The sequence below is a fragment of the Bartonella sp. AP258QHHD genome (assembly GCF_042196145.1).
Taxonomy (GTDB): Bacteria; Pseudomonadota; Alphaproteobacteria; order Rhizobiales; family Rhizobiaceae; genus Bartonella.
On the sequence record NZ_JBHIPR010000052.1, the window covers coordinates 1 to 1,165 of the forward strand.

Annotated in this window: 1 protein-coding gene and 1 pseudogene; one reads left to right on the forward strand and one right to left on the reverse strand. The window is 32.3% G+C overall.

What is annotated here, in order from left to right:
• Positions 1 to 492 (forward strand): annotated as a pseudogene (locus ACFIMM_RS05945) (hypothetical protein); the annotation flags it as partial.
• A 64-nt stretch (positions 493 to 556) separates the two neighbouring features.
• Here the strand turns inward: ACFIMM_RS05945 and ACFIMM_RS05950 are convergent.
• Positions 557 to 784, reverse strand: coding sequence for a DUF6290 family protein (locus ACFIMM_RS05950; RefSeq protein WP_375633767.1), 228 nt, complete (start codon positions 782 to 784; stop codon positions 557 to 559).
• Positions 785 to 1,165 lie beyond the last annotated feature (381 nt).

Genomic DNA, 1,165 nt, shown 5'->3' on the forward strand with positions numbered 1-1,165 from the left:
TTGTATGACATTTCGGATGACTATAGAATAGCAAGAGAAATTTTTATTCATTATAAGCGTCTTCTTGAAACTGTTACAGAAGGATATATTTCTTTAGATGAAGACCGTTATACCGAAGAGGTAAAATGGAAGGTAAATGAGTGTAAAGAGAAAGATAAAGAACTCATAAATGAAAAAGATAATTATAATCTATACATTTCTGAAAATATTCCAACATTTGAGAAAACTTATAAATTAGGAACAATAGAACAAATTAAATCAGCAAGTAAAAAATGCTATAATAGATTTATCTATTGGGATATGCTCGTAAATATAATAAATTCAAGAGAGAAACTACAAATTATCTTCGGTGAAGAAAAGGTGAATGCACTGAAAAAAGCTATAAAGGAAGAATACAAACAATTTCATATCGAAAAGCAGGAGACAATTTTCGAAAATAAAGATTTTCATTACAACAAATCCTACGAGCATTTGGTAGAATATTTGTTATAAACCAATACGATTATGCGCTTTTGTGAAAAATATTTGTCCAGACTTTGCTTCAGTTTTCTAACACCTAATCGTCCAAGCCAAGCTCTTTCCTCACCTCTTCAGAGCTATAAAAAGTACCCTCTCCCCTTCGAACGCGCTCTCTTACTTGTGAAGCTAAATAATAATCCTCTGCTTCCTCTATTCCATGTTCAATAATCTCGCGTAAATAAAAAGACTTTGTACGTCCTGTCTTAGCAGCTAAATTATTCAAACGTGTTTCGAGATCACTTGGCAATCGAATAGATATCGTCATAACACAATCCTCATATTTGTATTCACTGTAATACAAATACAACGAATTGTACAGAAAAACGTTTCGCGTCATAGCGAAAGAAACAACATACAACATTTACCATTTAGTTTTTCTGTCAAAATATTTATGAAGCGCGTTAAGAGCGACCCGCAATGAATTCACAAGATGTGGTAATGTTTTGTCTTCGACAACAATATATTGTATTGCTGCATAAAGATTATACTGTCTATAGAGATNTAATACAAATACAACGAATTGTACAGAAAAACGTTTCGCGTCATAGCGAAAGAAACAACATACAACATTTACCATTTAGTTTTTCTGTCAAAATATTTATGAAGCGCGTTAAGAGCGACCCGCAATGAATTCACAAGATGTGGT

Coding starts and splice junctions, on each gene's coding strand:
- ACFIMM_RS05950 (WP_375633767.1), bottom strand. CDS start 784: ATGACGATATCTATTCGATTGCCAAGTGATCTCGAAACACGTTTGAAT.